Genomic DNA, 26,204 nt, shown 5'->3' with positions numbered 1-26,204 from the left:
GGGTTTATTCGTAAATCAGGTAGTTGGCTCTCATTTGAAGGTATTGGTCCAGGTCTTCCTTCCAGTACTCCCGGATTTCAGATTCATTGTCCCCATTCAAAATAGCTTTTCTCAGGGCATCCGTACCTGCCAGTTTATCAAAAAAGTTATTGAAGAAAGCGGGCCCATTATCCGCTATACGATAGGCTTCCAGAAGGTATTTCAGGGTAAATTGATGGGTAAGAGGCTCCGATCGGAGATCCTTGCCGTAGCAAAGCTTGTCTTGCTGTGGGGGATTTTTTGACATGCCCTCTATACTTACCGGGGTGAAGGTAAAGTCACCGAATTTCGGATCGGGATAGCCATACACCTGAAATGGGAATAAGGTTCCCCTTCCCAAACTGATATTGGTGCCTTCAAAATAGCAAAGTGAGGGGTAAAGCCGGATGGAAAGGTCATTGGGAAGGTTGGGGGAGGGTTTTATAGGTAATGCATAAGGATCCGAATGCTTCCATTGATCAATTTCAATAATATCTATTTCTGCCTGGACCCCGTTTTTTAGCCAACCCTCTCCATTGATCATCTGGGCTAATTCACCCACCGTGAGCCCATGTACGACCGGAATGGGATGCATGCCAACAAAGCTTTCAAATCCCGGCTGTAATACAGGGCCGTCCACGTAGTCGCCGTTAGGGTTAGGACGATCCATGATCATCAATGGCTTTCCTTGCTCTGCGCAGGCTTCCATCAGGTAATGCAAGGTACTGATAAAGGTATAAAACCGCACCCCCACATCCTGAATATCAAATAGCACCACATCTACATCGGACAAGGCTTCGCGGGATGGTTTTTTAGAGTCGCCATATAAGGAGACTAAAGGCAAACCTGTTTGAGGGTCTACTTGATTTTCTACTTTTTCACCGGCATCGGCATCTCCCCGAAAGCCGTGTTCCGGTACAAAGACCTTCTGAACGGCAACACCTTCCTCTAACAAGAAATCAACCAGATGCTGGTGCTTTTTTTGAGTTAGGACGCTGGTCTGGTTTACGGCAAGTGCTACCCGTTTGTCTTTTAATTTCGGCAAATATACCTGGGGCCTGTCTGCACCGGGGAGGATAGGGTTGGCCGTATCCAGGGAATCCATCTTTTGCTCGTTTTCCTTGGAATCGGACCGGTTGGTACAAAAAGTCAGATTCCCGAACAAAAATGTCAATAGAAGTATTAATTTTATATCCTTCATGTTAATTTGCATTTTATCTAACAAAATAAACGACTTCATTGAACCTTTCCTACTTCATTGCAAAAAGAATCAGTTTTAAAAAGACGGGAGGTTTCACCGGTACCATTCATCGGATTGCCGTAGCCAGTATTGCGTTAGGGCTTTCGATCATGATTATTTCGTTTCTAATACTGGAAGGGTTTCAAACGGTTATTTCCGATAAGGTTTTTTCTTTTACGGGCCATTACCAGGTCAATAGGTTTGTCATGAGCCAGGCCCTGGATGAGTCTCCAACCAGTACCGAGAGCAATTTTTATACGAATTTTGAACAGCTAGACTATATACGACATGTGCAGGGTTATGCGAATAAGCCTGCCTTGATTAAGGGTGAAGAGGAGGTAGAAGGGGTGATGATGAAAGGGGTGGGGCCTGAGTTTGATAGTGTCTCGTTCAAGAATTCCCTGGTTGAAGGTCGGTTTATCCAATTTTCCGAAGGGCGTTCCGCCTCCAATGAAATCATTCTCAGTTCAAAGATCGCCCGGAAAATGCTTCTGGAACTCGGAGACCAGGTGACGATGTACTTTGTACAGGATCCCCCCCGGTTCCGAAGACTTACAGTAGTGGGGATTTACGAAACGTTTCTGGAGGATTTTGACGATAAAATTGTCCTCGGTGACATCCAACTCATTCGGATACTCAATGATTGGGACATGGATCAGGTAGGAGGTTTTGAGGTCTTTTTGAACGATCCGGCACAAATTGATCGTTTCGAAGCTGAATTGTATGATTATATTGACTACGACCTGCGACTGGTAAAGGTGACGGATAAATTCATTCAAATTTTTGATTGGCTGGAACTGTTGAATAACAATGTTTATGTGTTTTTGGCTTTGATTCTCTTTGTGGCTGCCTTTAATATGGTATCGATTTTATTTATCCTGATCATGGAAAGAACCTCGATGATTGGACTATTAAAAGCACTGGGAGCTAAGAACAAACAAATCCGAAATATCTTTATTTGGAATGGCATCCGCATCATTGGGAGGGGCCTGTTTTTAGGGAATTTAATAGGACTTGGGTTTGGGTTTATTCAGGAACAAACCCGTTGGGTAAGCCTCAATGCAGAAAATTACTACATGAGCTATGTTCCGGTATTCTGGGATTGGCCCACTATTATTGGCCTTAATGTGTTGGTATTAGGCGTGACAACCATTGTGTTGTTCTTACCTGCGATGATCATCAGTAATGTAAACCCGATCAAATCCATCAAGTTTGATTGACTGGCCGGTATTTTTTAAACATGCTCTTTAGCTTCATGTAGATCACGCCAAAAACGGCTTCTCTGAAAATGTGTTTGGACATTTTCGAGGTACCTCTGGTTCGGTCCGTAAAAATAATGGGCACCTCAAAAATATCGAACCCGAGTTTCCATGCCGTGAATTTCATTTCTATTTGGAAAGCATAACCGATAAACCGGATTTTTTCCAGATTGATGGCTTCCAATACCCGGCTTCGGTAACAAACGAAGCCAGCGGTAGTGTCTCTGATGGGAATACCGGTAATAAATTGCACGTATTTACTTGCGAAAAAGGACATCAACACCCTTCCCATGGGCCAGTTAACCACATTCACCCCTGATACGTACCGCGAGCCAATTACCATATCGTGCCCATCCCGGAAAGCCGCCTCGTATAATTTGCTCAGGTCCCGGGGGTTGTGGGAAAAATCGGCATCCATTTCAAAAATGTATTCGTACCCATTTTGCAGGGCATAGGTAAAGCCCTCCAGGTAGGCAGTCCCCAAACCTAGTTTCCCTTGTCGTTCTTTTAAAAATAAGTTGGAGGAATAAATGGTTTTCATTTCCCTTACCAACGCTGCCGTGCCATCCGGAGAGCCATCATCGATGACCAACACGTCAAAATGCTCCGGGAGCGCCAAAACTTCACTAATGATGTCCTGGATATTCTCCTTTTCATTGTAAGTAGGGATAATGACTAATTTATTGCTTTTCATATACCGGAAAACAAAAGTAAAATTAAAAACCGTATTTTCTTTGGGATACGGAAATTTTTAGCCTTTCAAAGAAGTTAAAAATTGTAAAAAAGATGGTTTTACCTCAGTTGCTAAGGGTTAGCGGCTTTCCGCGCATCGCGAAAGGTTTGATTTGGCCAGTAGATTACCGTTCCTGGCAGCGGTTTCCAGATCAAAACAGGCCTGACGTGGATTTTCTTCTATTAAGCACAGTGCCCTCCTGGCCAAGGCATCATAATGTTTAGGTTCTTCCTCCAATACCCAGTCAAAATCTTCCACAGCCCATTCTATGTAGCCTAGTTTCATCAGGGCAAACCCTCTGTTATAGTGAGCAGTAAGGTTATCCGGCTCGATCTCCAGGTATTTGTTAAAGGAAACAATTGTTCCCAGACCGTCTCCTGAGTAGGCCATGGCAATGCCCTTGTAAAAATAAGGCTCGGGCTCATTAGGTTGGAGCTGGCTGGCCTCTTCCAAAAACTCAACCGCACTTTTGTATCTACCGTTTTTGATCAGGGAGCGAGCCAATAACAACAGGATGTCATAGTCTTCGGGATCGTGCATGGCGGCCAGTAGAAGGTTTTTTTCTGCTGTTTTCAGATCCTCCTGCTCCCAGGCGATCTTTCCAATGCCGGCATAAGCTTGTGCATAGGTGGGTTCCAAGGCTAAAATTTTACGATAATCGGCCAATGCTTCCCGGTGTAGCCCTAGTTCTTCATAGGACCTTGCCCGCAGATGAAGCGCTTTAATATCCGTTCCGCTTATAAATAGGACCCTGTCAAATTCCTTTATGGCCCTTTCATAGTTGCCATTTAAATACAGGGATTCTGCATCTCTGTAGCTACCGATACAACTTATATTGAAAAACAACAGACACCAGCAGGTACCATAAAGACAGGTTAGGGGTAGTTTGGTTATTAACATGTTAGTTTAAATATAGTAAAAATAATTTTTGCAACAAAAAATACCAGGCATTCGATCCAATAATGAAGGGACTTCGTACATACTGGAAAACAAACTCTTGAGGTTTTAACCACCGAAAAATGCTTGGTAAACCTATATTAGGTCCAGGTAAGTAGAAACCGAAAGCGTGCAGCAATAAGAAAAAAGTGGTTATTTTTTAAAAGGGCTATCCAAACGACAGGATAGCCCTTTGTGTTTTACAAGGTGCCCTTGGTACTGGGAAGTTGATCCAGGGCTTGAAGGTCCTTTCGTACTGCCATTTTGATGGCTCGGGCCAGTCCTTTGAAAATAGCTTCAATTTTATGGTGTTCGTTATCCCCTTCGGCTTTGATATTCAGATTACACTTTGCCGTATCGCTGAAGGACTTAAAAAAGTGAAAAAACATTTCTGTTGGCATGTCTCCGATTTTTTCGCGCTTGAAATCGGCTTCCCATACCAACCAGGGCCGCCCTCCAAAATCCACTGCTACCTGCGCCAGACAGTCGTCCATGGGTAATAAAAATCCATAACGATAGATTCCCTTTTTGTCTCCCATCGCCTGAAGATAGGCCTCTCCCAGGGCCAGCGCCGTATCCTCTATGGTATGGTGCTCGTCTATATGCAAATCTCCATCGACCTTAATGCTAAGGTCTGTGCCGCCATGCTTGGCCAACTGGTCCAACATGTGATCAAAAAAGGGCAAACCGGTATGCACCTGGCTTTTTCCCGAACCATCCAGATTTAGATCAATTGCAATTTTAGTCTCTGATGTATTTCGGGTGATGTGGGCTTTTCTTGGCGGCAATTTTAAAAAAGCATACACTTCATCCCAGGAGTCAAAACACCGGTCCGCATTGGGTTCTTGCTCTTTACCGAAAAAGATAGATTGGCATCCCATATTTTTTGCCAACTGGACGTCCGTTTTTCGATCGCCGATCACATAGGAATTTTCCAGATCGTAATCGCCATTGAGGTAGGAGAGGAGCATACCGGTGCCGGGTTTCCGGGTAGCTGCCTTTTCATGCTCGAAGGTTTTATCAATATGTATGGCGGCAAATACCACCCCTTCCTGCTCCAACGTTTTTAACATTTTGTACTGGGCAGGCCAGAAATCCTCGTTGGGAAAAGACGGCGTACCCAATCCGTCCTGGTTGGTCACGAGTACCAACTCAAAATCTCCATCCTCGGCCAACTTACTCAAATTGGTAATGGATCGGGGGATAAACTCTAGTTTTTCGAGGCTATCCACCTGAAAATCCGTAGGAGGTTCTTTAATAATGGTGCCATCCCGATCGATAAATAATACCTTCTTCTTCATGATTTTACGAATTTACAACCTCGGAAATGAACGGCTCAGATAGGACAGTTTGCAACGCCTGAACAAATTGGTCGTTTTCCAATTGATTTCCTACCGTAATCCGCAGGCAATCTCCACAATGCTGTACGGCCGATCGGTCCCGCACGATTATCTTTTTTTCTACCAGGCGTTGGTACACTTTTTTCGCCTGGGGTACTTTGACGAGAAAAAAGTTCGCCTGAGAGGGATAGACCTTCTCTACTTGCGGTATTTTTTCCAGTTGCTTCCGAAGCGACTCTTTTTGGACGAGGATTTCCCGGACCATTTGCTCCAGTTTTTCAGCGTTTTCGAGCGCCACCACCACAGTTTCCTGGGTTAGACCGCTGATGTTATAGGGAGGTTTGATTTTATTGAGAATGGAAATGATATCCGGAGATGCAAAGGCCATCCCAAGTCGCAGCGCCGCCAAGCCCCAGGCTTTGGATAGGGTTTGCATGACGAGGAGGTTTGGAAATTGCTCCAGCATGGTTGAAAATCCCGGTTCTGCGCTAAAGTCTATGTAGGCTTCATCGATAACCACCAAGCCATGAAAACGCTCCACTACCTGAAGAATGGATTCCCGTTTCAGCGTATTGCCGCTGGGATTATTAGGGGAACAGATAAAGATTATTTTCGTGTGCGCGTCAACCGCCTCCAGCACCTTATCCGGTAGTATTTGAAAATCAGGGGTTAAGGGTACTTTTTTTACGGCAACGTCGTTGATTCCGGCACTGACTTCGTACATGCCATAGGTGGGGGGTAGGATGATGACATTGTCCCTCCCAGGCTGGCAAAAAGCTCTGAAAAGCAAGTCAATGGCCTCATCGCTTCCGTTGCCCAGAAAAATCTGCTCTTTGGGTACCTGTTTTATGTTAGAGAGCTTCTCTTTCAAAACATTCTGATAAGGATCCGGGTACCGGTTGAAATCCTGTTCGGTAATTGAGCCCAGGGGATTTTCATTGGCATCCAAAAAAACCCCTTCTTTACCACTGTACTCGTCTCTGGCGGAGGAATATGGTTTTAAGGCAGCAATATGTGGACGCAAAAGCGTTTGGAGATCGAATTCCATCTTACTTACTGTTTGAAAGGTGGTTTAAACGAACAGTTACAGCATTTTTATGGGCCTGCAGGTTTTCGTGTTGTGCCATGATTTCGATGGCAGGCCCCAGTAATTGAATCCCCGTGGGGGTGATTTTCTGATAGGTTATCTTTTTCACAAAACTGTCCAGTGATACTCCGGAATAGCTTCTGGCATAACCGTTTGTAGGCAGCGTATGATTGGTGCCTGAGGCATAATCGCCTGCCGACTCTGGGGTGAAATTCCCAATAAATACCGAACCGGCATTTACGATACCCTGAATGGCTGTTTCTTCATCATTGACAGCCAGAATCAGATGTTCCGGTGCGTAAGCGTTGATCAGGTCAAGAGCCTGATCCATCTTCTCCATAACAATGGCTACACTATTTTCCAGGGCTTTTTTGGCTATTTTTTGCCTGGGAAGTTCTTCTAGCTGCAGTTCTACAAATTTCAGGACCTTAGTCACGAACTTTTCTGAAGGACCGATTAATACCACCTGACTGTCTACTCCGTGTTCAGCCTGGGACAAAAGATCCGCAGCGACAAACTCAGGTACGGCACTTTCATCGGCATAAACCAAAACCTCCGAGGGTCCTGCAGGCATGTCGATGGCGACTCCCTGCCGGGTGGCAAGTTGTTTGGCTGCGGTGACGTATTGATTGCCGGGGCCAAAAATTTTATCTACCTGAGGGACGGAGTCCGTTCCATAGCACATGGCTGCAATGGCCTGCGCGCCCCCAGCCTTTACAATTTTTGTAATGCCTATTAAGGAAGCGGTATAAAGGATGGCCGGGTGAATTTCACCCTTTGGATCCGGGGGGGTACACAACACGATTTCCCTACATCCGGCCAATTTTGCCGGAACGCCCAACATTAGCACCGTTGAAAACAGGGGGGCGGTACCTCCCGGTATGTACAACCCTACTTTCTGGATGGCCACGCTTCGGCGCATGCAAGTGACCCCTTCCGAAATTTCAGAACTGATGGAAGGCATTTCCTGTAGTTTATGAAATTTCTCAATATTTCGTTTGGCTGTTTGGATTGCCTCCCGTAAATCAGGACTCAGTCGTTCGCCGGCAGCATCCAGGGTACCCTGGTCTACCAGTAAGGAATCGATTTCTGCATGGTCATATTCCAGAGCAAACTTTTTCAAGGCTTTATCTCCCTGGCGTTTGACCTTTTTCATGATCGGCTTGACGATCTTTTCGATTGCCTTCATTTTTTGAACGGGTCGGGCCAGTTCTTTATTCCATGTTTTGCTATCAGGGTTCACCAGAATTCTCATGTTGTGTCGATTATTAGTCCCTCAAATTAACGAAAAGCGATTTAAAATTTCTCAGGCCGGGGTGAGAAAAGCAAGCCTCGGTTGCTCTGGTTTTAAAGGACCATTTTTTCTATGGGCACGACTAAAATCCCCTGAGCCCCTGCCGTTCTCAATTCTTCAATGTTTTCCCAAAACTGGTCCTCACTAATCACTGAGTGCACGGACGACCATCCTTCCTCTGCCAGGGGTAGGATGGTCGGGCTTCTCATACCGGGAATCAGAGAAATGATTTTATCAATGGATGCATTGGGTGCATTTAAGAGTACGTATTTGTTTTTCTTGCCCTTTTGTACTGCGTCCATTCGAAACAGCAGTTTTTCTACGATCTGCTGCTTTTTAACCGGAAGCGCATTATTGCGAATCAAGACGGCTTCAGATTGGAAGATTTCTTCCACTTCTTTCAAGCCGTTCATCATTAGGGTGGAGCCGGAGCTTACGATATCGCAAATACCTTCAGCCAGGCCGATGCTGGGAGCAATTTCCACGGACCCACTGATCTCATGTATTTCAGCCTGTACCTGCTTCAATTTCAGGTAGTCACCTAGAATTTTCGGATAGGAGGTGGCGATATTTTTACCTTCAAAATAACCGACTCCGGAGTACTCTTCTCCCTTGGGAATGGCCAGAGATAGCCTGCATTTGGAAAACCCAAGCTTTTTAAGAACCGTTGCATCCTTATTTTTTTCGACCAATTCATTTTCTCCAACGATACCCAAATCGGCCACGCCGTCCGCCACGTATCCCGGAATGTCATCGTCTCTCAAAAATAAAAATTCCACTGGAAAGTTGGTGGCCGTGGACTTTAGTTTTCCGGTACCATTGTGAAATTTGATACCACATTCTTTGATAAGCTTTAGTGATTCCTCACTTAGCCGCCCACTTTTTTGAACGGCTATTCTGATATTGTTTTCCATGAATTATTAATACACTGGTGTCTATAAATTTTTTGAAGAAAATAAATGTTCCCTGCAAAGGGAAGGTCGGACAAATCCCGGGATCAGCAAGAACGGTGACCCGCATGATGCCAGCGAGCATTTGCTAAATGGAAAAATGATGCTGTATGGCAATTGTGCTCGGGGATCTTCATAATATCGCAAATTTAATGAGCTATTGCTAACATACAAAATAATGGGTGGATTACTGACCTAAAAAAAGAGGCCCCAATCGGAGCCTCTCTCACATTAAACCAACCAAACCAAAAAATAATTATACCTGTTATGCCATTCTGAAAAATCAATTGCGCATAAAAAATTCATTCACCAGGCGATCGTAATTCACCAAATCCTTGTACGGCGTGTTCATTTGTATTTTTTTAAGTGACTTCGCCAGAATACCTGCAAAAGACCTGGGAGATAAGGTTTCTTTTTTAACCGAAGGCTTAGCGATGGTTATTACCCTTGGAAAGCCGGTGTCTGCCTCACCGATTTCGATGAGTAATTGTTTAGCCGTCGCCAACAAGTCCTCTCCTTTTTTTTTATCCATCAACTGAAAAAAGTGTTTGTTTCGCTGAGCAAGCAGCGGTTTTACCTTTTTTAACCAGCGTTTATTTATCTCCATCTTTCCCTGAATCACCTGATAAATATCAGAAAGCTCGAAAAAGATCAGGTGAGAGTGGGTTTTAAGCAAATCAAATTTATTGCTTTTCACAGCCAGGTCGATCAACACTTTCATGGAAGAAAATTGAGTAGCTGAAAAATCCGGTATAGACACCTCTTCACTATCCTCTAAAGTCGAAATAAGGATATCGTTTTCCTGAATCACATTGCCCAACTGCGCCATGGGCTCATAAATGAATTGATTTAATTCATTCGTATTCAGTGCAGCAAATGGTTGTATGTTTTTTTCAACGATGACTATGTTTTTAAAACCTTTGCTTCTCAGCTTTTGAAACACCTTTTTTCCCAGAGCATTGAAGCCTATGATGGCAATTTTGGGCTGCTTGATTTTTTTTACCAATTCCGAAACCATGTCCGATACCGTAAAAGAAATGGAAAAATTGGGTGCCTGGTAACTTACCTCCCCAATTAAAAACTGGTTGGTGGTTTCCAAAAAGTTTTTCCACTCGGCTAACAAGGGTCCTGACGTTCCGACCTGCACGGAAACTTCAAGTGCATCCATAAACGCGGCATAGAGCGGAATACTTCCATAGGTGGTGGCCTGCACTCCGAAACATAATTCTGTTAGGTGCGAAAACGCACACTCTTCGTTACCATTCTGCTGAAAAAAACTTGATAAAGGCAACTGTTCACCCACTTTAATATTCCGAATGGCCTGGAAAATTTCATCTTCCTGACTTTTGGAACTATAATAAAGAATTTCGGTGCGTTCCGCATTAGAAAGCACCATGGCCTCTTCTAATGCTGGCCATTGTTTCATTTGCTGCAATAAAACCTTGCTTTCTTCCAGAGTTAACTGAAACCTGCTGTCCTGCTGTTTTTGTAAACCAGTACTGAAACTTAAAAGTCTAAACTGTCCCATTGTATGCTGTTTTTTCTTTGCTGTTAATTTTGGAAGGAGTTACGAAGCTCCAACCATTACCGGATTTACCGGCTTAAAAATTTATAGGTTAAAAGTAGCATTTGAATTTCTGTCAGCGGGATTTATTCGATGAACCGGACAGCGCGATCGGTAAATGAGGTAAAAATGGGGGTTAAAAAAGTGGCGAAGTATCTCCGGTAAATCCGGAACGGCAATCAAATTACGTTAGACCGATTTTTGAATAAACGGATTCGCAAGGCTGGAAAAGAAAGGAATACCCTTCAATACTTCCACCGTTTGGCTAGTTGAACCAATGAAAGCATCACTGGTACCTCAATAAGGACCCCCACAACGGTCGCCAAGGCGGCACCGGAACTCAACCCAAATAAAGCGATGGCCACTGCCACTGCCAGTTCGAAGAAATTACTCGCACCGATCATGGCCGCCGGTGCACAAACCCTGTACTGTAATTTGAGGTATTTTCCCGCAAACCAGCTTATAAAAAAGATAAGATAGGTTTGAAGGGTTAATGGAATGGCTATCAGTAATATATGTTGCGGCTGCGCAATGATTTGTTCCCCCTGAAAAGCGAAAAGCAGGACCAAAGTGGTCAACAAAGCAATCATCGAAAGGGGTTTTAACCTGGGAAGAAACCGTTCTCTCAACCATGCCTCTCCCTTCTGCCTGATGACGAAGCGATTGGTCAAATAACCTGCTATCAATGGAATCACCACAAAGACCAGTACCGAGGTGATGAGTACATCATAGGGTACCTGAAAGTCAGTTATTCCTAACAAAAATTGAACAATGGGAACAAAGGCGACCAACAGGATGAGATCGTTGACTGAAACCTGAACCAGGGTGTAATTCGGGTCTCCATTGCTCAAATATGACCAGACAAAAACCATGGCGGTACAGGGGGCTGCTCCCAGTAGAATAGCTCCGGCAATGTACTCATCCGCCTGTTCGGGAGTTAGCCAGGCACTGTAAAGGTGATCGAAAAATATCCAGGCAAAAAAGGCCATGGTAAATGGCTTGATCAGCCAGTTAACCACTACCGTTAATCCCAGTCCTTTGGAATTACGGCCAACTTCCCTTAAAGACCTGAAATCCACCTGTACCATCATTGGATAAATCATCAACCAAATAAGGATGGCGACAGGGATATTCACATGGGCTATTTCCAGAGAGGAAAGATAACCCATTTTTTCGCCAAAAAAAGAGCCGATTACGATGCCTGCAGCAATACAAAGCAATACCCATACCGTCAGGTATTTTTCAAAAAAACCTATTCCCTTCATATAATTTTAATTGTCTTATAATGGCCATTAAAGGAGTAAAACCAGGAAACGATGACCCCTTTCTACCCTATATGACTCAGGATTTCACCTGAGACATCAGGTAAAACATTTCGGTAGCAATTTGGCGGGTGCGTTCATCGTAAACGGCCGCCTCTTCTGTCGTTCCATCTGCTTCTTTTGGATCCACATAGGGGATGGGTAAGCGAAGGGAAGCTCCGGGAATAAACGGACAGTTCTTATCAGCATCGGAACAGGTCATAATGGCCGCAAAGTTTTCGGAGGCATTGAAGGGATCGTCGTATTTTTTGGAAAAACACTCGATTACCTGTCCCTCATCGGCAAAACGCACCTCGTAGTGGGGGTTGTCTCCCTTGGTGTGATTTACCCGGAAACCGGCGCGCTCAATGGCCGCCACGGCTCTGGGGTTAAATGCGGTAGTCTCGGTACCTCCGGAATAGGTATGAATACCATCATTCAGCCCGTAATAGGCAGCTGCTGTAGCTGCCCAAATCTGGCTGAGGTGACTTCTTCGGCTATTGTGCGTGCATATAAAGGTGAGGTTTGCCGGTTCATTGGATTGCTTTTTTTCCCGAACAAACAGGGCAACCTCTTGTAGCAGTTCCTTGCGGTTTTCGGGAATTTCCTCCATCGCAGGGACCAGGGATTGGATGTAATGTGCTAATTCGGGGTAAATGGCTTTTTTATCAGATTTAGTTTCGGTGGACATGGTAGCTTGGATTGGGGTGATTTCAGATACGTTGATGTTCCCGTTTTCCTTTGTATCCGGAGAACAGGAAAGGAAGCAGAGAATAAGAACGGAGAAAGGTAGGATAGATCTTTTCATGGCTTTTTTATGGACAAAGCGTTAACAACAGCCGGATCCTTCCTGGCAGGAAGTAGCTTGTAATGCTGATGATTCTATTTTTGGCTTTTTCTCGCTATTTCCAGGCTTTTCCCCGTACACAGTAATGCTGTAGATGCCTGTTCCGCCCTGATTGAAGGCCGTTACTTCCTCGGGTAGGAGGTATTTTCCTAAAATATCTTCCGGAATGCTTATGGATTTCTCTTTTTGTAAGGTGATATTTTGAAAACCTGCTTTCTTAATCTGTTCCAGATAGGCTTCTTTTTGAATGGCACCCGCTACGCAGCCGGCATACATTTCAGCATCTTCTTTCAGTGCTTGAGGAAGGTCTCCGACCAATACGATATCGGAAATGCTAAAATGGCCACCCGCTTTGAGCACACGGAAGATTTCTCCAATGACTTTTTCCTTGTCAGGAACCAGATTCAGCACACAATTGCTGACCACCACATCCGCCACTTCATCATTTACCGGCATGTCATCGATATCCCCTTCCCGAAACTCCACGTTATTGAAAGCCAGTTTTTCGGCATTAAGCCGGGCTTTTTGGATCATGGCAGGTGTGAAGTCGATACCGATTACTTTTCCCTCCGGACCTGTCTCGTGCCGGGCTACAAAACAGTCGTTTCCTGCGCCAGAGCCCAGATCTATGACGGTGTCGCTTTTTTTGATGTTGGCAAAATGGGTGGGCAATCCACATCCTAGCCCCAAATCCGCATCTTCCACGTATCCACTCGTTTCGGAGTAGTCATCCATCATGATGTTGTATACCTTGTTGGTTGGAGTAGTGGCTCCGCAACAGGATGCTGCGTTTTGGGCTTTTTCTTGATTGGCGATGCGTGCATAGCGCTCCTTCACCAGGTTTTTTAGATCCTTATCGGTTTTCATCGTATTTCCTTTTTTTGCAAGTGATCGTTTATTTTTCTATTGCTTAGCAGCATTCCCCTGGGATCGCAGTAGGGTATTGGTCAAACAATTCATTAAATTGATTTTTTATTTCAGTCCAGCGTACGGGGTTGATGCAATAGCTGATACGGGAGCCCTCTATGGTTCCCTGTATGATACCCACTGATTTTAGTTCTCGCAGGTGCTGGCTGATGGTCGCTTGAGCCAGGCCCAGTTCCTGTACCAAATCTCCATTGATGCAGGCATTACTTTTTAGTAAATGCTGAATGATCGCCACCCGAGCGGGATGCGCCAAGACTTTGGCTACCGTTGCCAGTTCATTTTGCATTTCATTGAATAAATCGCTTTTAGTTACCCCCATCTCGACCTCATTTAAGTTAATTGATAAGTACATTGCAATATTACGATGTATTTTCCTAAAAGAAAAGTGCTCCCGATAAAATTCACATTTTGATAACCTGGAATCATACTTTACTGTATTCAAAGTATCAGGCAATTCCCCTTAATAATTAATGGCTGCCTAATTCAGGGATAGGGCTCCTAAAGCCTGGAAATTACAAATACATATCCGGTAGCCCCCGAAGAAACGGTGACAACCCAAAGTTTTGAATTGGATTAAGCCATTATGGGTGGTAATACTTTCCATAACGAGGTCGTTATTTTCTTCTGAAGCGCGAATCATTAATTTCACTCCCATATTTTCCTTAAAAAGTAAATTATTTATAATTATTACTGTTTTTAAGTGACCTCTTCAAAAAAAGTTACAGATTGGAAAATAAATGATTGGTAGCACCCTCATTCCAAGCGATTGGTAATCCCTTTCTCCCCATTTTGTAAATTTAATAGCTACAAAAAAGTGAAAAATCAAAAATTCAAATCAATTCTTTACGCTTCTGTTTTCTATTTCATTATAGTATTGAGTTTTTTGTTGATATTTCTCAGTTTAATGTCCTTATTTTATGATTTTTCATATTGGTTTATAAAAATTCTGGATTTTCCTAGGATCCAATATTTTATCGTATGTCTTGTGCTTTTAGTCTTATTCTATTTTTTAAACAGGAAATGGGATTTTAGTTCCTTTTTACTAATTACCGGCATTTTAACTGCCTTGACTATTCATGGCACCAGGCTATTACCGTATATTGTAGGGAAAAAAACAGTTCCTGACGCTGCGTTTACGTCGGAAGAAAAGAGTTTGGGAATTCTCTTAGCCAATGTACTAATCAAAAATGAAGAAACTATCAGGATTAAAAAAATAATCAATGAGATCAATCCGGATTTAATTCTGGTGATGGAGGTAAATAAATGGTGGATTTCGGAACTTCAGGAGTTAAAAAATAAATACCCCTACTTTATTGAATACCCGCAAGATAATGCCTACGGGATAGCCCTGTATTCAAAATTGAAATTCGAAAAGCAGGAAATACAATTTCTTAATGGCGATGATGTCCCATCTATTCATACCAGGTTATTGATGCCGTCAGGAAAGGAAATACAATTACATTGGATGCATCCGGTTCCTCCCGTGCCAAGTAATAAATATCCGGATAATGTCGGTAATAAAGAGGTTGCTTTAATGAAAGTAGCGAAAATGGTGGCGAGGGATTCCTTACCCGCTATTGTTGCAGGAGATTTTAATGATGTATCGTGGTCCCAAACCACCCGGATGTTTGGGAGCAAAGCGAATTTAAATGATGTTCGAATAGGCCGTGGTTTTTTTAATTCATTTGATGCGGGCTCATTCTATTTGAGATGGCCTTTGGATCATATTTTCGTAACAGCGGAATTTTCGTTGGTGACCCTTGAGCGATTGCCGAAATTTGGTTCAGACCATTTTCCTATTTATACTGAATTGGTCCTGAAAAGGTAAGGAAAGTCAGGTTAAGGAAACCCCAACGATCATAACCGTTGAGGTCTTCGAGACCTCGACGGTTTTTTCTGTGTACGTTTCGCGAAAAGAACGGGGTTGGGGAAACCCAAACGTCAACCTAACCTTTGAGGTCTTCGAGACCTCGATGGTTTCACCCTAATGTAAATTGATGTTGAAAATACGAATATTATTATCGTAAAAGACCGTCGGGGTTAGGGAAACCCCAACGGTCATAACCGTTGAGGTCTTCGAGACCTCGGAGGTTTCACCCTGATGTATATTGATGTTGAAAATACAAATTTTGTTCTCGTAAAAGACCGCCGGGGTTGGGGAAACCCCAGCGGTCGTAGCCATTGAGCTCTTCGAGCGTTAAGCCCTGCAATTAAAGGATATAATTATCTTTTATTTGCAGCTTTATTTTTATACTTTAGCCTCAGAAAAAACGGATGGGAGTCAGTTTTAATTGCTGACCTAAACCGCTGCTACTTTTATAGCATTTCCAAATTTCATTCTGTATGACCAAGCCCTTAAAGCGACATTCCTCTTTAATTCCAATCTCCCGGGACCATCATTTTGGTTTACTATTGGTCTGGAAGATCCGCCAGGGAATAAAAAAACAAGTGGAAACCAAGCGGATGGTGGATTACCTGTATTATTTTGTTCAGCAACATCTAGAGCCGCATTTCCAATTGGAAGAAGAGGTGTTGTTTGGTTTTCTGGCCAAAAATGACCTGATGCGTAAAGAGGCGGAAGAACAGCATGCCTCCATTCGTTCCCATTATACCCGGATTTTTGAGGCCGGTGGAGATACGGAGCGGCTTTCCCAATTTGCAACGGAACTGAAGGCCCATATCCGGTTTGAAGAACGTAAACTCTTTCAATACATGCAGGTAGAGCTGCTGGAAGAGGACCTGGAGAAAATGGAAGCAGCCGTTAAGGAAATTCATCAGAAAGTCGAGGAAGACTGGGAAGACGCGTTTTGGGAAAGGGATTAAGAAACCGAATCCCCAGTTCGGGCAATCTACAACAAACCAACGCCCGGCCCTTTTGGCTCAGCACGCCCGGCCAAAGGTGGGATGTGGTTAGCGGATATTCCTCCATCGCCGTTTCAGAAACCAAGCCCTAATCTTCCGTTTTATCCAGGGGTTCGATATTTTCATAAAAATTGTGTATGAGCAGAATCAACACACCGAAGGAAATTGCGGAGACGACTAGCACATTGTTTAATAAACCTTCCGTCCCAAAGGAAAGCTTGATCAGGATAGTCGAAATGACAAAACCCGAATTCCTTATGACGGAGCGAAAGCTGGAGGTATGCGTATAAGAAATCAAAAGCAACAAGACATCGCTTAAAATCAGAATGGTGAAAAATTCGTCAAAGAAAATATTATTAATATCCTTAATGGAATCCACCTTGTGGGATACATCAAAAAACAGTTGGTTAAAATAGTTACCGAAACTGTATACGGCAAGAAAGAACAAAACCACAATCAAGACAATGGCAAGCTTCTTTTTCGTTTTTATAAAACGCTGGGTTTGCTCTTGCTGGGGTAATTTCCCCTGTTGCACCGCAGTCCGTTTGCTATTTAAGTAGTAAAAAATAAATATCAGGGTAAAAATAATCAGGGTGGCCCCGATATCATAGGTGAATTGCAAATCGTCCTGGCTACTGAACCAACTCTTTTGTAAATCCAACTGCGCCAGATCCTTAAACAGCCTGCGTATCAGGATTAGCAGGATTATTTCGTACTGCTTTCCAATGTAGAAGGTGATGGATTTTGGCAGAAAATAAACCAGTAAGTACACCTCATAGACGAGTATAAAGGAAAAAGGCGTATAAATGGAAGCGATTGGATTGTCCAGTAAGCCAGGGGCGTAATCCGATTCAAATATCCCAAGGATAGACAGGATAATGAGCGAAAGATGAATGATGAATCCTATCACGGCTATGGTGATAATGATTTTTTCGCTTCTTTCTTTCGTTTTTTCAGACAACAAGGCCTTGGAAGCGTTGTTCCAGAAAAGGGTGGATCTACCTGGCATTTGATTTATTTAAGGAATAAACTCCTTCCAAACCAGATCGTTTAAAAAAAAAACCTTACTAAGGTTACAGTTATTGTTATTGAAAAATGGAAATCAGATGTACCCTCTAAAAATCGAGTAGGAGTTCGTTTGCACTGTAGACGTTAGCCCATTTATCGTTGTTTCAAAAAATCCTGTAAATCCTTATTGGCACCATAGAGTACCAGAATATCCGATGCTTCAAGGTTTTGATCGGGGGTTGCGATGCCTTGAATTCTAAATTCCGTTCGGCTTTTACCCAGAACGCTTTTTACTTCCGTTTTTTTCATGATGGTGAGCACCAGCAAGTTGTACTTAAGTCTGAAGCCTACTTCCCGAATGGTATTGCCCACGCACTCTTTCGGTACGTTGGCTTCAATGATGCTGAAATCATCACTTAGTTCGAAGGAGTCAACCACATTGTTAAGGCAAAGCTTCTTGGCCCAGCGTTCGGCGGTTTCCTCTTCAGGGTGTACGATTTCATCAACGCCCAACGCTACCAGTACTTTTTCGTGAAGCGGATTGATGGCCCGACTGATCAAACGCTTCACTTGCATGTTTTTAAACAGGGCGGTGGTCATGATATTCGAACCCTGGTCTTCTCCAATAGCCACGATGACCACATCTGTGTCGTCAAGAGGTAAGCCAGAAACGGTAACATCCTCTGTGGCATCCATGCAGATGGTGTGCGATATTTTTTCCTTATACAAATCTACTTTCTCCATTCTGTTGTCTATGCCGATCACCTCATTGCCTTGGCGGGTGAGTTTTTGGGATAGAGAAGCGCCAAAATTGCCTAGTCCTACGATGATGAATTTCATATGTTTATAATTGTCTTTAAGCGGCCCTATGAAATCTCGCATGCTTTATAATCATCCCTCTGTGTGTCGCCTCCATCATGCTCGATTTCATGGATCAATTTTTTAGTTTATCGTTATTTCCTCAGTCGGGTATCGGTAGTTTTTTCGTTTTACTTTCTTGAAAACCGCTATAACAATGGTTAACATGCTTACCCTGCCCACAAACATGATGACAATAAATATCAGCTTACTTTCAGTCGCCAGGTCTGCTGTAATGCCCCGGCTCAAGCCAACGGTGCTGTAGGCAGAAAAGCACTCAAAACCAATGTCAATCAGGCTTTTATCACTTTCAAACATGGAAACCAACATGATTCCCGAGCCGATAACAATGAGTGATAGGGAAATTATGGCAAATGACCGTTGGACTGAAATACGGGCAATTTCCCTTCCGAAAACCTCAATTCTTTCCTTTCCCTTTGCCAAACTGAGGATATTCAGTGTCGCAATGGCAAATGTACTGGTCTTAATACCTCCACCCGTAGAGGCCGGTGATGCCCCAACCCACATTAGTAAAAAAACCATCATGGTCGTCGGGAAAAGCATAGATGCGGTATCGATGGAATTGAATCCGGCCGTGCGCGGCGTGGTGGCTCCAAAAAGTGCTGTAACCACTTTTCCTATACCCTCATGCTCCGATAAGGTATTATTAAATTCCAACAGGTAAAACGCTACAAATGCAATGGCGCTGATGGAAAAGGTTGTAATTAAGGTAATCCGGCTATTTAAATTCAATACCCAGGGCCGATAGCCTATTTTATTTCGGCCACTTGAAAACAATTTTCTTATCCGGTATTTCAAATAATTAACAATATTGGCCACGATCGGAAAACCCAAGCCCCCCATTACGAAGGTCAGGATGACGGTTAACTGTAGAAAGTAGTTGAATTTAAAATCACTTTCATACAAACTGTTGGATAAGGTAGAGAAACCGGCATTGCAAAAGGCAGAAATCGCATGGAAAACAGCGAAAAAGACCCGGTCATATTGCGACTGATGGTGCAAGGGTTCCAGACTGCTATAAATGAGCAGTCCCGAAACCAGTTCGATGCCAAAGGTGATCAGGATGATGTATTTAAGGGTGGAAAAGACATCTCCGATCTTTTTGGAACTTGTAATATCGGTCAGCGCGAGCTGATTTTCATAGGTGGAACCGCCTTTGAAAAAGTAACTAAAGTAACTGGCAAACGTCAAAATACCCAATCCGCCTATTTGGATAAGAAACATAATGATGATTTGACCAAACTCAGTGAAGTAGCTACCCGTATCGACTACGATGAGCCCTGTCACACAGACGGCACTGGTGGAAGTAAATAGGGCATCCACAAAGGTAATTCCCTCATAAGTCGCTTTGGGAAGCATCAATAAGAAGGTTCCGAATAGTATGATGAGCAAAAAACTGGCGACGAAAAGTTGCGCCGGATTTAATACCGTTCGTTTGTAGTTAAAACGTATTTCCGAAAACTCCCTGATAAAGGTAAAAAGTACGGCAATTCTAACCCATACGGGGTTTTCAAGCAACAAATCAGTTTCAAAGGGTACACCAACGAAAAGGAACAGGTAGAAAACCCATAGCGTAAAGCAAATGGACAAAACATCAAAAATAAAAACTTTTCGTTTGATGAGCTTGTCGTTTTCCAGGTACCGGAGCACCGTGGAGATTACTCCAATTCCCAGCACTACAAAGTAAAAACCGTCTAGAATTTGTTGGGACAGGTCGTTTTGGGCATACCCAAAATCAGAAATAATGGCGATTATTCCCAGAACGCTAATCCATAAGGCAATCTTATAGAGTAATTTTAAGTTCATGTGTCTGGAGTCCCCGTTCGGTTACACTTTTGATAAAGTCGGAAGCAAAGCTATAAAAATTCCTTTCTACAGAATTATTATAGGAAAATAAATTCAGGGTTTACTTTATCCTAGACATCGAGAAGCCTTGCGCTACACAGCTAGATTCCGGCCAAATATAGGCTCCTGATGCCATTATTGTGGCTATTCAGAAAAATCTACCAGGCAAAAAGCCATGTATTGAAGCGATCAACTGTTGCCAACCTGAATCGGGCAGACATCTTTCTTATTTTATATACAATAATAGACAGTTTATTCACATTTATTTGCTATTAAAAGGATACGACAATACAGGCATCCTCTTTTCGATTTATAATTTATTATATTCAATCTCAATATAAAGCAAAAAATTTATGGAAACGTTAGGGAATGCTACTTTTGAAAATTATGTTGGACTGGAAAACGGGTATTCAGAAATGGCCTACCAAATGGTAGCCCATATTCTCACGTTAGGCTATGCGGTGATGCTGGCAGCGTTACTCTATTTTGTGCTGACAATTAACTACGTAGCTCCCAGGTTTCGGATATCTTCTGTGCTATCGGTGGTAGTAATGGTTTCTGCATTTCTTTTGTTATACGCACAAGCAGGAAACTGGACTTCCTCTTTTATTTTCGATCAGGAGACAGGAAGGTACTTTTTGGGAGAAGGTCAGGACTTGTTTAATAATGGTTACCGGTATTTGAATTGGTTGATTGATGTTCCGATGTTGCTTTTTCAGATACTCTTCGTCGTATCACTTACCAAAAGTAAATTTTCCAGTATTCGAAATCAGTTTTGGTTTTCAGGTACGGGAATGATCATTACAGGATATATTGGACAGTTTTATGAGGTAACTAATTTTCTCACCTTTGCTATTTGGGGTGCTATTTCCACCGTCTTCTTCATCCACATATTATGGCTGATGAAGAAAGTAATCGATGAAGGCAAGGAAGGGATTCCGGAAGCCGCGCAAAATACGCTGAACACTATTTGGATTTTATTTCTCGTTTCATGGATGCTCTATCCCGGGGCCTATTTGATGCCCCATTTAGCAGGCATTGAAGGCGGTTTTTTTAATGAAACCGGGGTAGTGGCGAGACAAATTACCTATACCATCGCCGACGTGTGTTCCAAAGTTATCTATGGTGTATTGCTTACCGTAGTAGCCCAACATATTAGTAAAGCGGAAGGTTACGTCTACGGCGAGGCTAAATCATAAGCTAATTTTAATAAAAACCGAATCTGGCGATAGCTTCAGATTCGGTTTTTTAATAAATATCAGAAGGTTATCGTTCCATTAGGTTGAATCAGATACCGAAACGTAAAATAGGGGCTTGGAGTGGTCATTGGGTCCACCTCCGCTAACGGTGGATTGTCCTGGTAGTAAGATAGGATCTCCATTTTGGCATAGTTTCCTTCATTGGTCTGAATCAGCAATACCCGACCGGGAATCGGACTGATAATGTGGCTGCTGGGATTGTAATTGTACCATCCGTTTCCGGAACCGGTAGGAATGGCTAATCCGTTCTCCCCATCGCTCTTGAAATCCGCAGCAGATGGCACCGTAGATATTTCGTCAAAGGTACCCGTAACTACCGATGCCTGTGCCGTACCGGGTCCACTGCTACCGCTGTTCACGATAAGGGTCGTTCCTTTGAATCCAATGTCCCAGTCTCCTTCCCGGCTTTCCACCATTTTATTGTCTTCCAGGCTAAAGTACCGAAAAGGGCGGACTTCGGTGATTTCTCCGGTACTTCGGTCCATCAGGTCTCCCGGAGCGTGAAGATTTTCGACCGTTACCGCTTGTAACTCAATTTCCGGCTCATCCACGGTGTTTTCTTCACAACTTGTACTAAGGGCAAGCAATAGAATGCCTGCCTGAAACATGTTCCATTTGTTCATTGTAATAGGTGTTTATTTAGAATTTACTAATTGATGAAAAGGTACTTTTGCTCCCACAAACAGGGTTCTCCCCGGATTGCTGGGCTCGTATTGATTGAGTTGATTCAATAGATTAAATCCTCCGGTCTCTAGCAGTACGCCATTGCTAAAGGCCTTGCTGAGGCTAAGGTTCCAGCTGGTCATTGCCCGCGCGTATTCGGAAGGATCGTCGAGAATTAGATTCCCGTTTACGTCGCCAAACCCAAACTTCCCCCGGTGTATGGCGCGAAGGGCCAGGTTGATGCCGGAAAGGGGCTCCTGGTAGCTGATTTTCAGGTTGCCGCTGTGGCGACTTCGGTTGAATAAGCCTCCGTAATCGCTTCGACTCACTCGTTGGGTCCGGTTCTCCGAGTCCCTGCGAAATAACGCTCCGGAATCGATTTGCTCCAACACATCCAAATCGTTGGCATCCAAATACATGTATCCAGCGGATACCTGTAGCTTTGACGTCAGGCGCCAGGTCCAATCCAGCTCGATTCCCTGCGTACGAACGCGAGAAACGTTGAAGTAGGAGAAGGCATTTTGACCGGAGGTCAGTCTGGCGAAAGGAGCCGTCTCAATCAGGTTGAAAATGTTGTTTTGGAAGAAGTTTCCCTGAAAGAGCAGGTCGTTCGAGAGTTTCCAGCGAAAACCGGTGTTGATGGCCAGGGAACTTTCTGCCTTTAGTGCGCCAAATTGAGAAGGATCCAGCAGCAGCTGCTGTACCAGTCCCTGCGATTGAAGCCGTTCGATGCCTTCCTGCACCAAGTTGGCCCCAAAAACGTAATATCCTGCGGAGGCATTGTTGAAATTCAGCAATAGCTGCCGGAAATCGGGGGCTTTAAATCCGGCGCCCAGCGATGCTTGCCAGCTAAATTTTTCGCTGATTTGGTACATCCCGGAGATTTTCGGACTGATTCTTTCTCCGTATTGGCTGTGCAAGTCACCCCGAACACCGGTAACGATGTTCCATTTGTCCGTTGGATCCCATTGATGCTGAAGAAACAAATAGCCGGCATCAAAGCGGTTTAGGGCCTCGTAGCGCGTCGCGTCAACGGTCTCCAGAAGGTGCCCCATCCCCAGCGTTAGTAATTGACTGTTTCCCAGTTGCCGGTCCAATTGAAGCTCTGTACGGTGGTACCGCTGTTGGAAATCCTGTGCATCTACGACGAAACCGTCTTCCTGCATCTCCGTCAGCGAATGCGTTTCGAACAAGGAGGTCATGCTCCGAAGCGTCAATTGCCAGTGCTCGTTGGGCCGGTAGGTTACCGTGGGATTGAGGTTTACATCCCGACGTTCGGAGCTCATGTCCGCCAGTCGCCCCTTTCCGTTTTCAATGACTTGCAGGACATTATCCGAATCTTCCCGATACATGCGGGAATAGAGTCTGAACTCCCATTTACCGGACTTCTTTCCCAATTTAACCTGCCCGGTCGTGGCCTGAAATGGTGCCTGGGTATTTCCCGGGACATTGGGGTTCAGGTCAAATCCATCGGTACGGAAGCGATTGAGGTAGGCCTGAACCGACCAGTCGTTTTGGTTAAAGCTCGCCTCCCCGCTCAGATCCATGGTGGAAAAGGACCGGTACCTGGATTCCAGGGAGGCTGCAAACGGCTCGCGGCTGCTTTTGGTGATGATATTGATCACACCGGCCATGGCTTCGCTTCCATAGATGGCACTGGACGGGCCCCGGAGTACTTCTATCCGCTCGATGTTTGTAACCGAAATTCTATCCAAATCAAAGGTTCCGGCGGTTCGACCGATCAGGGGTTCCCCATCCAGGAGTATCAGGATGTAATCGGAAGATAGCCCCTGCATCTGTAGCCCGGCACCGTGGTCGCTGACTACCTGCAGGCCCGTTTGCTCCCGCAACACCTCCGAAAGGCGCATGCCACCGGTTTCTTGAATTTGTTCGCGGGAAATGACCGTTACCGGCATGGGCAAATCTTCCAGGCTGCGGTCGGTTCGCGTGGCAGCGACGACGACTTCACCCATTTGCCCAATCTTTTCTGTCAAGCGCAAACTACTCAATTCGCTTATTTCCCTGACCCGAATCTGCCGTGCATCAAATCCCATCGCAAAGACCTCGATCAACTGGTCCGCTTCCAGGTTATCTGGAAGGTCAAAAGAACCCGTACGATCCACGGGAACGACCTTGTCCGGTCCGATTTTTACATAGGCATGCGGAATGGGGTTGCCTGCCTGATCCCGGATGCAAATCGGATCGGAAGCATGGCTCAGTAAGGGAAAGAGAAAACATCCCAAAAGCCAGTAGGTGAATCTATTTTTATTAAGATTGATTCTACACATAGGGGTAAAATTTTTCCCGACGGCCGGTGGACCACCGGGAATGTGTTAAAGTTGGTCAATCAAATGTTTCCATTGTTCTTTCTGCGGAAGGCCTGGCTTCCGGAGCCCAAAAAACTGGGCAATCATCTCCCCGTCTGCATCAAATAGCTCCAGGGAAGACACCAACCCATCGTCGGTATTTTTATGCACCACCCAGGCCGAGTCAATGCAGGACTCGTCCAGGTGCATGTTGAAATCCGGATCCATTACGTTCAGCCAGTTTCCCATTTGCCGGATGGTACGTACTTTTCCCTGATGGATTTGAATGTTTCCTTTGTTTCCCACAAAAATCATGATGGGCAATTTTTCTGCGGAAGCCAGGTCCAAAATTTTCCTAACCGATAGGCGATCCACGGGGTAGGCCCATTTTTCACCAATCCATTTGATGGCGTCTAGCCGGTGAATATTGTATTTGCGGAGCATACCGAAGAAATCATGGGTATCTTTCATGTTTTCCCAGTCCCGGACAAAAGCTTCCTGATCCACGGAAGTAGCGTGGGTCTCTTTCTCGAAAGGTTGTACTTGAATCCCCTGCAAGGGTTCCTCGCTACGGTAGGCGCGAATCAGATTGTCGTAGGCATCCTGGTTGCTTTTTTCCTGGAGGTAAATTTTCATCACGGCCTCGCCGGACTGGTCAAAAAACTGAAGGCTGCGCATGATGCCCCTGGGCGTATCGGTGGCCACGGCAAAGCCGTATTTCCACTTGCCAAAAAACACCCGCTGCTCAATGGGTCCGATCACCGTGGCAATTTGGTGGGGAGCGGTGCCATGGATAGTGATTTTTTGAAAATTTCCTTTGTGCTCCAGGACACAGCCGTCGTTTCTGGTCAAGGCCATCACTTTTCCCAACTCCCTGCAGGAAAGGAGGATATTCGCCCAATCGGTTTTCAATCGGATGGGGGCCGGGTTATCCGTAGTCAGCAATAGCTCAAGTTCGGACACCTGAAGCATGCGTGCGGCGTCTCGTATTCTCGTTTTTGGCTGATTTGACTTTAGTTCCTCCCAGGCCTTTTTTAACGCGGTACCGGAGGGATATTTCAGAGTAGTTTCCATAATTAAGCGAGTTTATACGTATAATTGGTTGATGAAGTAGCAGATGAAGGAAGGCTGCTGATATAAATCGGTGCGCCGGGACCGTTCGATTGTACCGACAAGGGATAGTCAAATACCCCTTGCAGGTTTTCCGGAGTCATTGCGGCCCGTATCGCACCCTGGCGTAGTACCCGGCCTTGTTTGAGTAGCAGGGCCTTGTCGGCATAATTTGCCGCTAGGTTCAAGTCGTGGAGTATGGCTAAAATGCCAATATTCCGTTTTTTGAGTTGTCCGATGATTTGCATGATGTGGTGCTGCTGGGCAATATCCATACTGGAAGTCGGTTCATCCAGAAGCAAGTACCGGGGAGTGGCCTTGATTTCCCATATTTGTGCCAATACCCGTGCCAGCTGTACCCGCTGCTTTTCGCCTCCGGATAAGTTGCCATACAACTGCTCTTTCAGGTGCCAGGTTTGGGTAGCCGACATGACCTCTTTTACGATTGTTTTTGGGTATTTGGGCCGGCTGTACATCAGGCCAAGCGATACGACTTCCTTTGCCTGAAAGGGAAAGGTAAGCGTACTGTGCTGGGGCATAACCGCACGCAAGGAGGCCAGCTTTCTGGTTTTCATTCCTTTTATCGGCTGCCCATTATAGGTAATCCGACCCTGTTTGCAGGGTAATTCTCCGGATAGCAGCCGGAAAAGGGTCGATTTTCCGGCACCATTCGGGCCGAGAATGGCTGTCAGTTCTCCGGGAAGCACTTGAATGCTTGCCCGATTCACAATGGGCCGGTTTCCTATATAATACTGAATGTGTTGTGCGTCTAACAT

Annotated in this window: 23 protein-coding genes; 4 read left to right on the top strand and 19 right to left on the bottom strand. The window is 44.6% G+C overall.

Annotation, left to right across the window (positions count from 1 at the left end):
• Positions 1-4: 4 nt before the first annotated feature.
• Positions 5-1,219 (bottom strand): exo-beta-N-acetylmuramidase NamZ family protein, encoded by a 1,215-nt coding sequence (locus GJQ68_RS02305; protein WP_162415665.1) that lies wholly within the window; start codon positions 1,217-1,219, stop codon positions 5-7.
• 38 nt (positions 1,220-1,257) lie between these two features.
• Here GJQ68_RS02305 and GJQ68_RS02300 point away from each other — a divergent pair, with 38 nt between their 5' ends.
• Positions 1,258-2,478 carry an ABC transporter permease gene (locus GJQ68_RS02300; protein ID WP_162415664.1) on the top strand — a complete coding sequence of 407 codons (1,221 nt, stop codon included), beginning with the start codon at positions 1,258-1,260 and terminating at the stop codon, positions 2,476-2,478.
• On the opposite strand, the gene GJQ68_RS02295 is transcribed toward GJQ68_RS02300, so the two are convergent.
• From GJQ68_RS02295 to GJQ68_RS02245, 11 genes are all read right to left on the bottom strand, one after another.
• Entirely contained in the window at positions 2,465-3,211 is a 747-nt protein-coding gene (locus GJQ68_RS02295) for a polyprenol monophosphomannose synthase (RefSeq protein ID WP_162415663.1), read from the bottom strand. The two genes, GJQ68_RS02300 and GJQ68_RS02295, sit on opposite strands and share 14 nt — an antisense overlap.
• 117 nt (positions 3,212-3,328) lie before the next feature.
• Positions 3,329-4,150, bottom strand: a complete 822-nt coding sequence (locus tag GJQ68_RS02290; RefSeq protein WP_162415662.1) for a tetratricopeptide repeat protein — start codon at positions 4,148-4,150, stop codon at positions 3,329-3,331.
• Between the two features lie 236 nt (positions 4,151-4,386).
• Positions 4,387-5,487: a bifunctional histidinol-phosphatase/imidazoleglycerol-phosphate dehydratase HisB gene (gene hisB / locus GJQ68_RS02285; RefSeq protein ID WP_162415661.1), complete on the bottom strand. Its 1,101-nt coding sequence runs from the start codon at positions 5,485-5,487 to the stop codon at positions 4,387-4,389.
• Positions 5,488-5,491: 4 nt separating this feature from the next.
• Positions 5,492-6,574 carry a histidinol-phosphate transaminase gene (gene hisC / locus GJQ68_RS02280; RefSeq protein WP_162415660.1) on the bottom strand — a complete coding sequence of 361 codons (1,083 nt, stop codon included), beginning with the start codon at positions 6,572-6,574 and terminating at the stop codon, positions 5,492-5,494.
• A gap of 1 nt (position 6,575) precedes the next feature.
• Positions 6,576-7,868 (bottom strand): histidinol dehydrogenase, encoded by a 1,293-nt coding sequence (hisD, locus tag GJQ68_RS02275; protein ID WP_162415659.1) that lies wholly within the window; start codon positions 7,866-7,868, stop codon positions 6,576-6,578.
• 92 nt (positions 7,869-7,960) lie between these two features.
• Positions 7,961-8,821, bottom strand: coding sequence for an ATP phosphoribosyltransferase (gene hisG, locus GJQ68_RS02270; RefSeq protein ID WP_162415658.1), 861 nt, complete (start codon positions 8,819-8,821; stop codon positions 7,961-7,963).
• Positions 8,822-9,140: 319 nt separating this feature from the next.
• Complete coding sequence (locus GJQ68_RS02265) at positions 9,141-10,385, bottom strand: Rossmann-fold NAD(P)-binding domain-containing protein (RefSeq protein WP_162415657.1); 1,245 nt, start codon at positions 10,383-10,385, stop codon at positions 9,141-9,143.
• A 281-nt stretch (positions 10,386-10,666) separates the two neighbouring features.
• Positions 10,667-11,686 (bottom strand): ACR3 family arsenite efflux transporter, encoded by a 1,020-nt coding sequence (gene arsB / locus GJQ68_RS02260; protein ID WP_202927859.1) that lies wholly within the window; start codon positions 11,684-11,686, stop codon positions 10,667-10,669.
• A 76-nt stretch (positions 11,687-11,762) separates the two neighbouring features.
• Positions 11,763-12,530, bottom strand: coding sequence for an arsenate reductase/protein-tyrosine-phosphatase family protein (locus GJQ68_RS02255; RefSeq protein ID WP_162415656.1), 768 nt, complete (start codon positions 12,528-12,530; stop codon positions 11,763-11,765).
• Between the two features lie 21 nt (positions 12,531-12,551).
• Positions 12,552-13,436, bottom strand: coding sequence for an arsenite methyltransferase (locus tag GJQ68_RS02250; RefSeq protein ID WP_162415655.1), 885 nt, complete (start codon positions 13,434-13,436; stop codon positions 12,552-12,554).
• 43 nt (positions 13,437-13,479) lie between these two features.
• Positions 13,480-13,815: an ArsR/SmtB family transcription factor gene (locus GJQ68_RS02245; RefSeq protein WP_162339502.1), complete on the bottom strand. Its 336-nt coding sequence runs from the start codon at positions 13,813-13,815 to the stop codon at positions 13,480-13,482.
• Positions 13,816-14,310: 495 nt separating this feature from the next.
• On the opposite strand from GJQ68_RS02245, the gene GJQ68_RS02240 reads away from it, so the two are divergent.
• Positions 14,311-15,324, top strand: a complete 1,014-nt coding sequence (locus GJQ68_RS02240; RefSeq protein WP_202927858.1) for an endonuclease/exonuclease/phosphatase family protein — start codon at positions 14,311-14,313, stop codon at positions 15,322-15,324.
• A 515-nt stretch (positions 15,325-15,839) separates the two neighbouring features.
• Complete coding sequence (locus GJQ68_RS02235; RefSeq protein WP_162415654.1) at positions 15,840-16,319, top strand: hemerythrin domain-containing protein; 480 nt, start codon at positions 15,840-15,842, stop codon at positions 16,317-16,319.
• Between the two features lie 127 nt (positions 16,320-16,446).
• On the opposite strand, the gene GJQ68_RS02230 is transcribed toward GJQ68_RS02235, so the two are convergent.
• The 3 genes from GJQ68_RS02230 to GJQ68_RS02220 all read right to left on the bottom strand — a co-directional run bounded on the left by GJQ68_RS02230 (position 16,447) and on the right by GJQ68_RS02220 (position 20,051).
• On the bottom strand, positions 16,447-17,367 hold the full coding sequence (locus tag GJQ68_RS02230) for a hypothetical protein (protein ID WP_162415653.1): 921 nt from the start codon (positions 17,365-17,367) through the stop codon (positions 16,447-16,449).
• Positions 17,368-17,519: 152 nt separating this feature from the next.
• On the bottom strand, positions 17,520-18,206 hold the full coding sequence (locus GJQ68_RS02225; protein ID WP_162415652.1) for a potassium channel family protein: 687 nt from the start codon (positions 18,204-18,206) through the stop codon (positions 17,520-17,522).
• A 102-nt stretch (positions 18,207-18,308) separates the two neighbouring features.
• Positions 18,309-20,051 (bottom strand): TrkH family potassium uptake protein, encoded by a 1,743-nt coding sequence (locus GJQ68_RS02220; protein ID WP_162415651.1) that lies wholly within the window; start codon positions 20,049-20,051, stop codon positions 18,309-18,311.
• Positions 20,052-20,443: 392 nt separating this feature from the next.
• On the opposite strand from GJQ68_RS02220, the gene GJQ68_RS02215 reads away from it, so the two are divergent.
• Positions 20,444-21,289, top strand: a complete 846-nt coding sequence (locus GJQ68_RS02215; RefSeq protein ID WP_162415650.1) for a bacteriorhodopsin — start codon at positions 20,444-20,446, stop codon at positions 21,287-21,289.
• A gap of 59 nt (positions 21,290-21,348) precedes the next feature.
• Here the strand turns inward: GJQ68_RS02215 and GJQ68_RS02210 are convergent, their stop codons facing one another.
• From GJQ68_RS02210 to GJQ68_RS02195, 4 genes are read right to left on the bottom strand one after another with little or no spacing between them, the layout of a single operon-like run.
• A complete protein-coding gene (locus tag GJQ68_RS02210; protein ID WP_162415649.1) occupies positions 21,349-21,972 on the bottom strand; it encodes an HmuY family protein in 624 nt (207 codons plus the stop codon).
• Positions 21,973-21,984: 12 nt separating this feature from the next.
• Entirely contained in the window at positions 21,985-24,300 is a 2,316-nt protein-coding gene (locus tag GJQ68_RS02205) for a TonB-dependent receptor plug domain-containing protein (RefSeq protein ID WP_162415648.1), read from the bottom strand.
• A gap of 45 nt (positions 24,301-24,345) precedes the next feature.
• A complete protein-coding gene (locus GJQ68_RS02200) occupies positions 24,346-25,392 on the bottom strand; it encodes a hemin-degrading factor (protein WP_162415647.1) in 1,047 nt (348 codons plus the stop codon).
• 2 nt (positions 25,393-25,394) lie between these two features.
• On the bottom strand, positions 25,395-26,204 hold the full coding sequence (locus GJQ68_RS02195) for a heme ABC transporter ATP-binding protein (RefSeq protein WP_162415646.1): 810 nt from the start codon (positions 26,202-26,204) through the stop codon (positions 25,395-25,397).

Source organism: Cyclobacterium roseum, from assembly GCF_010119225.1.
GTDB classification, from domain to species: Bacteria; Bacteroidota; Bacteroidia; order Cytophagales; family Cyclobacteriaceae; genus Cyclobacterium; species Cyclobacterium roseum.
Note: the sequence above shows the minus strand (reverse complement) of the source record. Positions and strands in the feature narration are given on the sequence as shown.

What these genes read in the sequence shown, in the direction of transcription:
- GJQ68_RS02295 (WP_162415663.1), bottom strand. Translation starts at nt 3,211, where the DNA reads ATGAAAAGCAATAAATTAGTCATTATCCCTACTTACAATGAAAAGGAG.
- GJQ68_RS02225 (WP_162415652.1), bottom strand. Translation starts at nt 18,206, where the DNA reads ATGAAATTCATCATCGTAGGACTAGGCAATTTTGGCGCTTCTCTATCC.
- GJQ68_RS02245 (WP_162339502.1), bottom strand. Translation starts at nt 13,815, where the DNA reads ATGGGGGTAACTAAAAGCGATTTATTCAATGAAATGCAAAATGAACTG.
- GJQ68_RS02255 (WP_162415656.1), bottom strand. Translation starts at nt 12,530, where the DNA reads ATGAAAAGATCTATCCTACCTTTCTCCGTTCTTATTCTCTGCTTCCTT.
- GJQ68_RS02195 (WP_162415646.1), bottom strand. Translation starts at nt 26,204, where the DNA reads ATGTTAGACGCACAACACATTCAGTATTATATAGGAAACCGGCCCATT.
- GJQ68_RS02230 (WP_162415653.1), bottom strand. Translation starts at nt 17,367, where the DNA reads ATGCCAGGTAGATCCACCCTTTTCTGGAACAACGCTTCCAAGGCCTTG.
- GJQ68_RS02305 (WP_162415665.1), bottom strand. Translation starts at nt 1,219, where the DNA reads ATGAAGGATATAAAATTAATACTTCTATTGACATTTTTGTTCGGGAAT.
- hisD (WP_162415659.1), bottom strand. Translation starts at nt 7,868, where the DNA reads ATGAGAATTCTGGTGAACCCTGATAGCAAAACATGGAATAAAGAACTG.
- GJQ68_RS02235 (WP_162415654.1), top strand. Translation starts at nt 15,840, where the DNA reads ATGACCAAGCCCTTAAAGCGACATTCCTCTTTAATTCCAATCTCCCGG.
- GJQ68_RS02250 (WP_162415655.1), bottom strand. Translation starts at nt 13,436, where the DNA reads ATGAAAACCGATAAGGATCTAAAAAACCTGGTGAAGGAGCGCTATGCA.
- hisB (WP_162415661.1), bottom strand. Translation starts at nt 5,487, where the DNA reads ATGAAGAAGAAGGTATTATTTATCGATCGGGATGGCACCATTATTAAA.
- hisG (WP_162415658.1), bottom strand. Translation starts at nt 8,821, where the DNA reads ATGGAAAACAATATCAGAATAGCCGTTCAAAAAAGTGGGCGGCTAAGT.
- GJQ68_RS02265 (WP_162415657.1), bottom strand. Translation starts at nt 10,385, where the DNA reads ATGGGACAGTTTAGACTTTTAAGTTTCAGTACTGGTTTACAAAAACAG.
- GJQ68_RS02205 (WP_162415648.1), bottom strand. Translation starts at nt 24,300, where the DNA reads ATGTGTAGAATCAATCTTAATAAAAATAGATTCACCTACTGGCTTTTG.
- GJQ68_RS02215 (WP_162415650.1), top strand. Translation starts at nt 20,444, where the DNA reads ATGGAAACGTTAGGGAATGCTACTTTTGAAAATTATGTTGGACTGGAA.
- hisC (WP_162415660.1), bottom strand. Translation starts at nt 6,574, where the DNA reads ATGGAATTCGATCTCCAAACGCTTTTGCGTCCACATATTGCTGCCTTA.
- arsB (WP_202927859.1), bottom strand. Translation starts at nt 11,686, where the DNA reads ATGAAGGGAATAGGTTTTTTTGAAAAATACCTGACGGTATGGGTATTG.
- GJQ68_RS02210 (WP_162415649.1), bottom strand. Translation starts at nt 21,972, where the DNA reads ATGAACAAATGGAACATGTTTCAGGCAGGCATTCTATTGCTTGCCCTT.
- GJQ68_RS02200 (WP_162415647.1), bottom strand. Translation starts at nt 25,392, where the DNA reads ATGGAAACTACTCTGAAATATCCCTCCGGTACCGCGTTAAAAAAGGCC.
- GJQ68_RS02220 (WP_162415651.1), bottom strand. Translation starts at nt 20,051, where the DNA reads ATGAACTTAAAATTACTCTATAAGATTGCCTTATGGATTAGCGTTCTG.
- GJQ68_RS02290 (WP_162415662.1), bottom strand. Translation starts at nt 4,150, where the DNA reads ATGTTAATAACCAAACTACCCCTAACCTGTCTTTATGGTACCTGCTGG.